Here is a 6,269-nt window from a genome sequence, read left to right on the forward strand (position 1 = left end):
CCCGGCCGTGAGGAGGAACTGGATGTCCGAGGTGTCGCCCGAGCACGGGCACATCGACCTGGAGAAGCCGAACGCGGCGCGGGTCTACGACTACTACCTGGGCGGCGACCACAACTTCGCGATCGACCGGCAGATGGCCGAGGAAGCGATCGAGATGTGGCCGGACCTGCCGCTGGTGATGCAGGCCAACCGCGCTTTCCTGCGGCGCGCGGTGCAGTTCTGCGTCGAGCAGGGCATCCGCCAGTTCCTCGACCTGGGCTCGGGCATCCCCACCGTCGGCAACGTGCACGAGGTCGCCCAGCAGCCGGCGCCCGGTTCGCGCGTGGTGTACGTCGACACCGACCCGGTCGCGGTCGCCTACAGCAAGAAGCTGCTGAGCGACAACCCCGACGCGTCGATCGTCGACGCCGATCTGCGCGATCCGGAGCGGGTGCTCGGCAGTCCGGAGGTCGCCGAGCTGCTGGACCTGAGCCAGCCGGTCGCGCTGATGATGGTCGCGGTGCTGCACTTCGTGCCGGACTCCGACGAGCCGCACAAGGTCGTCAACCGCTACCAGGAGGCGCTGGCGCCAGGCAGCTTCCTGGTGATCTCGCACGCCTCCAACGAGGGCCGCCCCGACGTGGCACCCGCACACGCCGACCTCTACCGCAAGCGCACCACGACGCCCCTGACGATGCGCTCGCAGGCCGAGGTGACCCGCTTCTTCGACGGGTTGGACCTGGTGGACCCGGGAGTGGTCTTCCTGCCGGAGTGGCGCCCAGTCGCGCCGACCGAGGTCGGGGAGCACCCCGAGCGGCTCACCGGGCTGGCCGGCGTCGGCCGCAAGCTGTGATCACCGCCTCGCGCTGACTCAGCCCCAACGCAAGAACCGCGGTTCCGATCTCCACCGGAACCGCGGTTTTTCGCTTCGAGCGGCCTACCTTCGGCGGCGTTTGCGGCCGGTGACCTTGTTGTAGATCACCAGCACGATCACCGCGCCGACCACCGAGCCGATCCAGCCCGCCGGCTGGAAGCCGCGGAAGCCGACCGTGAGCAGGCCCCACAGGAACCCGCCGACGACGGAACCGACGACGCCGAGCACGAGCGTGGCCGGCAGGCCGATGTCGTCCTTGCCCGGCACGATCGCCCTGGCGATGAAGCCCGCGATCAGGCCGAAGACGACCCATCCGAGGATGGTCCACAACATCGCTCTCCCCTACTTCCCGGGTTCGCTGGCGAACAACATCATCAACCAGGTTACGCGTCGATCAGTGCCGGAAATCCACCCGGACGTCCTCAATGGACATGTTCAACCCACGGCGAACGGCGCAACGGCCACGGAGGACGACGGCTCGATCACCCGGGATCCGATCTCACAGCTCATCGTGATGATCGACTCCCCGAGGACCACTCGAGTGGGTGATCTTCGGCGAAGAGTGTCGGGGTCAGCGCATAGACTTCCGGCTCGTGACTGCCCAGCACAGCTCGACCGAGGCGGCCCTTCGCGACGCGGTGGACACAGCCTTCATCGACTTACTGACCGCTCCGAACAACCCGGCCGACCGAGCGCAGCAGGAGCTGACCCGCGCAGTCAACATGCTCGACGAGCACCCGCAGATAGAGATCTCCGCTGATGCGGCGACCGCTGTCCGCACCGCAGCCGAGCACCTCGCCCACGGCGCCTGGGAAGACGCCCGCACCGCGCTGGTGACCGCTCGCGGCCGGCTTTCCGAACCGGGATCCCGCATGGCCTCCCGCAACATGCACTGACCTGCACCGATCCGGGACGTGCGGCATCAGGCCGCAGAGCCCGACCGGTCATTGCGGGACCGGTTCGTCCTCCCGGCTGTCGTGGGCGATCGGCGCGGTGCTGCCCCGCAACCGGTCGGCGAGTTCGTCCAGGAACCAGTTCAGCACCGATTCGGCCATCTCCACGTCGGCCTTCGAGCCGACGTCCAAGGCCTGCTTGTAGGCCAGTCCGGCGATCCGGATCTCCTCGCACAACTTCTCGTGCGGGAGCTCGCTGCACCTCGTGATCAGATCCATCGCAGACCACTCCCGTGGTCGATCAAGCGGTCGGGGGACGGCGATGTACCGCCGCCCCCGACCTCTCCCCCCAGTGTTGTCCCCGGACGAATCCGGGGGTCGTGCGCACTGTCCAGACGGTAACCCGCCACGGCCGAGAACGTCGTCCCCCGAACGGGGAGACGTTGGAAATTCACCATTAAAAATCAATGATTGTTCCTTCTCCACCATTTCTCGGGACGCGCAGAACGCGGTGGCTGCCACCATTTCCCTGACCAGCGGAAACCAACCGCGTCCGCGCTTCTCCCGGGATCAGCTCAGGCCGTCGAGCCGTTCCCGGTACTCCTCGGAACTGATCTCCCCACGGGCATAGCGCTCAGAAAGGATTTCCTTCGCCCGGTCACCCGCGGCCTTCCGGCGCGGTCGACGGCGCACCGCGAGGAAGATGACGGTGGCGATCAGGGCGATGAACAGCAGGAAGAAGAACGGCCCGATGAACCACCCGGGACCTCCGTGCATGCCTGGACCCCACTGGGCGATGAACTCGGTCAACATCACGACACCTCCGAACCCGTTCCAACGTCGGATCCAGCATCGGCCTGCCGAGGCACCGAGTCGTCCGTCAGCGAGCGACACTCGCGGTACCGCACCCGACGTACGCGGCGCTGCTGACCGTGCACGGTTGAACCCCGCAGGACGTGCTCGACGGACTCCGGGCAGCCGCGGCACGCGGGGCGACGATGCTGTCGGTGTGCTCCGGCGCGTTCCTGCTCGGCGCGGCCGGGCTCCTCGACGGTCGCCGCTGCACGACGCACTGGTTCTACGCCGCTGAGTTCCGCCACCGCTTCCCCACCGCCGAGCTCGACCCGGACGTGCTCTACGTCGACGACGGCGACGTGGTTACCAGCGCGGGGACCGCAGCTGGCATCGATGCCTGCCTGCACCTGGTCCGCCGCGAGCTCGGCTCCACGTCTGCGACGCGGATCGCCCGACGCATGGTGGTGCCGCCGCAGCGGGACGGCGGCCAACGGCAGTTCATCGACCTGCCCGTGCCCGAATGCACCGGCGAAAGCCTCGAACCTGTGCTGGCCTGGATGCAGCAAACCCTGGACGTCGAGCACAGCGTCGCCGCTCTCGCCGCACGCGCGCAGATGTCGCCGCGCACGTTCGCGCGCCGGTTCGTCGCGGAGACCGGCACGACGCCGAACCAGTGGCTGGCCACGCAGCGCGTCCTGCACGCGCGTCGGCTGCTGGAGGACACCGAGCTGGGCATCGAGCAGATCGCGCGCGAGTCCGGGTTCAGCACCGCTTCCCTGCTGCGCCACCACTTCCGCCGCATCGTCGGCGTGACACCGCGCGACTACCGCCGAACGTTCGCCGACACCGTCGACTCAGTGCCGAAGTGATGCGCAGCTGATGCACGTGGTCGCGGCGGGCAATGCCTCCAGCCGTTCCGGGGCGATGTCCTTCCCGCAGCGCTCGCAGATTCCGTAGGTGCCCTTCTCCAGCCTCGAGACCGCGCGGTCGAGCGCTTCGAGGTCGCGACGAGCATCGGAGAGCAGGCCTTGCACCTGGGCGCGCTCGTAGGCGAGCGTGGCCCCCTCCGGGTCGTGCTCGTCGTCGGTGCCGGACCAGGTCGAAACGTCACCGATCTCAGCGAGGTGGCGCCGCAACGACTCGACCCTGGCCAGGGCGTTCGCGCGCTCCCGAGCCAGCAACTCCTGCGTCCCGGAGGCGTCCTGCGTCGAACGGTCCTGCATGCGGCTAAGAACGTCGCAGGTCAGGGCGCTATTCCGAACAGGTCATCAGTGCCCTCGTGCGGGTGCTGGGCTTCGCACGACCAGGCCGTAGATGACCATCACCGACATGGCGATGACCAGGACCGACCACAGCGGGAAGGCGGTGAGGAACACCAGGTGCCCGATCGCGCACAGCGCGGCGAGATCGATGCCGATGAAGCGGGCCCAGCCCCTGCCGTACACCGCGCCGATGCCGACGGCCACCTGCACCAGACCGAAGGCGACCCAGATCCAGCCCCAGATCGGGTAGTTGAACACCAGCAGCCGGGTGGGGTTGACCAGGAAGTATCCGGGGCGGACCAGCGCGGTGATCCCGGTGACGATGTTGAAGATTCCCAGCAGCCCCAGCATCGAGCCGGCGAAGGCGAGCCATCCCGTTGGCGCCCCGGCGGGCGGCGAGCTGGCCAGCACCCAGGTGCCGTGCGTCGTCCCGGCGCGCTGCTCGGTCCGCCCTGCGCTCGGTTCGGAAGTCATGACTCCCTCCCATCGCTCGTGCAACAGGAGTGCCCACAACGCGCTAGGTTCAAAAGTTTCCGGCGGTGAGCTCGTGCAGCAGTTCGACGGTGCGCCGCGCGGCCGGGTGGTCGGCGACCGGCTTCTTCACCGCGACGTTGATCCGGCGAACCGGCGCCGGTGCCACCACGGGGACCGCGGTCAGCCCGGCCGGCAGGTTCCCGATGCCCAGGCGCGGAATCACCGTGACACCGATTCCTGTTGCCACGAACGGGATCGCGGTCTGGTAGTCGCGGGTTTCCACGACGAAGCGAGGCGCGTATCCCGCCTCGGCGCAGGCTTCCAGGAGCACCTGCCGGCACGCTCCGACGGCGAAGTCGTTGTCCACCCAGTGCCTTTCGGCCAGTTCGGCCAGCGGCACCTCCTCGAGCTCGGCCAGCGGATCGTCGTCGCGGACGACCACCAGGTACGGGTCGTCGGCGAGGTGGCGCACCTCCACCTGCGGCGGGTGCTCGGTGCCGGGCCGCTCGACGAAGATGTCGATGTCCGGATCGGACGGGTCGAGCTCGGTCAGCCGCAATTCCAGCCGCAGCTCGGGGAATTCGGTGCGCAGCGCGGCGACGATCGAGGGCAGCCAGGTCGCCCCGGCGGTGCCGAAGTAACCGATCGACAGGCTGCCGATGCGTCCGGCGCGCAGGTCGCCGACGACGCCTTCGAGTCGGCTGACCGCGGCGAACAGCGGCTCGGTTTCGGCCGCAAGGGTCTGGCCTGCGGTGGTCGGTTCGATTCCGCGACCGACCCGCTCGAACAGCTGCAGTCCGGTCTCGCGCTGCAACGAGGCAAGCTGCTGGCTCACCGCGGAGGGCGTGTAGCCGAGCGCGGCAGCGCTCGCGCGGATCGATCCGGTGGCGACGACCGCCCGGAGCACGCGCAGTCTTGGCAGGTCAAGCACACTCAGAACAGTACAGCAATGCTTAACTTTTCGGTAGAAATAATCACTTGTCCTTTCGTTTTGGGTTGGTGACGATAACTGGCGTGACCGGACAGACCCAGACCCTCGAATCCGCTCCCGCCACCGAAGAGCGCAACCGAGCCGCTGCCGCCGCCCTCGTGACCGTGGTGCTGTGGGCTTCGTCCTTCGTGGCGATCCGAAGCATCGGGCAGTCGCTCTCCCCCGCACCCATGGCGTTGCTGCGCCTCGCGGTCGCGGCGACCGCGCTCACCATCCTGGTGCTGATCAGGTTCCGCGGCAGCCCGCCGGTGCCGAAGTCGCGTCGGACTTTGGTGCTCGTCGCGGTGTACTCGGTGCTCTGGCTGGCTGCTTACACAGTGGTGCTCAACACCGCGGAACTGCACATCGATGCGGGTACCGCCGCGCTGCTGGTGAACATCGCACCGCTGCTGGTCGCGTTCGGCGCGGGGCTGTTCCTGGGCGAGGGCTACTCGAAGGTGCTGATCACCGGATCCCTGGTCGCCCTGGGCGGGCTCTCGATCATCGCGTTCGGTTCGGCCGGGCACCGCGACTGGATGGGCGTGGTGCTGTGCCTGGTCGCCGCCGTCCTCTACGCGACGGGGGCGCTGATCCAGAAGGCCGTGCTGCACGGCATCGACGGCCTGGTCGCCATCTGGCTCGGCTGCCTGGTCGCGACCGCGGTGCTCCTGCCGTGGACCCCGCAGCTGCTGGCCGAACTCCAAACCGCCCCGCTCAGCGCGATCCTCGGCTCCGTCTACTTGGGACTGTTCCCGACCGCGGTCGGCTTCACCACCTGGGCCTACGCCATGCGCCGGATGAGCGCGGGCAGGCTCACCGCCACGACCTACGTCGTTCCGGCGGTCTCTGCCGCGCTGTCCTGGCTGCTGCTGTCGGAAGTCCCGACGACCTACACCCTGCTCGGCGGCGCGATCTGCCTCGTCGGCGCTCGCGCGGAACTTCGACGCGGCGCGCGGATCCCGGGCGATCACGTCGAACAGCGACCCCACGATCATCGGCCCGCCCAACAGCAGCCCGGCCAG

At 68.5% G+C, this 6,269-nt stretch carries 9 protein-coding genes and 1 pseudogene; 4 read left to right on the plus strand and 6 right to left on the minus strand.

Features of this window, described 5'->3' with window-relative positions:
* Positions 1-22 precede the first annotated feature (22 nt).
* Positions 23-832 (plus strand): SAM-dependent methyltransferase, encoded by an 810-nt coding sequence (locus ACWCO2_RS33515; protein WP_450131810.1) that lies wholly within the window; start codon positions 23-25, stop codon positions 830-832.
* A gap of 84 nt (positions 833-916) precedes the next feature.
* On the opposite strand, the gene ACWCO2_RS33520 is transcribed toward ACWCO2_RS33515, so the two are convergent.
* Positions 917-1,186 (minus strand): GlsB/YeaQ/YmgE family stress response membrane protein, encoded by a 270-nt coding sequence (locus ACWCO2_RS33520; RefSeq protein WP_450131811.1) that lies wholly within the window; start codon positions 1,184-1,186, stop codon positions 917-919.
* A 260-nt stretch (positions 1,187-1,446) separates the two neighbouring features.
* Between ACWCO2_RS33520 and ACWCO2_RS33525 the strand changes: the two genes are divergently transcribed.
* A complete protein-coding gene (locus tag ACWCO2_RS33525) occupies positions 1,447-1,749 on the plus strand; it encodes a hypothetical protein (RefSeq protein WP_450131812.1) in 303 nt (100 codons plus the stop codon).
* Between the two features lie 48 nt (positions 1,750-1,797).
* On the opposite strand, the gene ACWCO2_RS33530 is transcribed toward ACWCO2_RS33525, so the two are convergent.
* Complete coding sequence (locus ACWCO2_RS33530; protein WP_450131813.1) at positions 1,798-2,025, minus strand: hypothetical protein; 228 nt, start codon at positions 2,023-2,025, stop codon at positions 1,798-1,800.
* 291 nt (positions 2,026-2,316) lie between these two features.
* Complete coding sequence (locus tag ACWCO2_RS33535) at positions 2,317-2,559, minus strand: SHOCT domain-containing protein (RefSeq protein ID WP_450131814.1); 243 nt, start codon at positions 2,557-2,559, stop codon at positions 2,317-2,319.
* A gap of 134 nt (positions 2,560-2,693) precedes the next feature.
* Here ACWCO2_RS33535 and ACWCO2_RS33540 point away from each other — a divergent pair.
* A pseudogene (locus ACWCO2_RS33540) lies at positions 2,694-3,410 on the plus strand (GlxA family transcriptional regulator); the annotation flags it as partial.
* Here the strand turns inward: ACWCO2_RS33540 and ACWCO2_RS33545 are convergent.
* The 3 genes from ACWCO2_RS33545 to ACWCO2_RS33555 are packed head-to-tail and all read right to left on the minus strand — an operon-like array spanning position 3,396 to position 5,208.
* Positions 3,396-3,764 carry a TraR/DksA family transcriptional regulator gene (locus ACWCO2_RS33545; protein WP_450131815.1) on the minus strand — a complete coding sequence of 123 codons (369 nt, stop codon included), beginning with the start codon at positions 3,762-3,764 and terminating at the stop codon, positions 3,396-3,398. The pseudogene ACWCO2_RS33540 and the gene ACWCO2_RS33545 sit on opposite strands and share 15 nt — an antisense overlap.
* Positions 3,765-3,809: 45 nt before the next feature.
* On the minus strand, positions 3,810-4,277 hold the full coding sequence (locus ACWCO2_RS33550; RefSeq protein WP_450131816.1) for a DUF7144 family membrane protein: 468 nt from the start codon (positions 4,275-4,277) through the stop codon (positions 3,810-3,812).
* 49 nt (positions 4,278-4,326) lie between these two features.
* Complete coding sequence (locus ACWCO2_RS33555; RefSeq protein ID WP_450131817.1) at positions 4,327-5,208, minus strand: LysR family transcriptional regulator; 882 nt, start codon at positions 5,206-5,208, stop codon at positions 4,327-4,329.
* Between the two features lie 83 nt (positions 5,209-5,291).
* On the opposite strand from ACWCO2_RS33555, the gene ACWCO2_RS33560 reads away from it, so the two are divergent.
* Positions 5,292-6,269: DMT family transporter (locus ACWCO2_RS33560; RefSeq protein ID WP_450131818.1), on the plus strand; the 978-nt coding region annotated here is incomplete at its 3' end.

The sequence above is a fragment of the Saccharopolyspora sp. NPDC002376 genome, assembly GCF_053593195.1.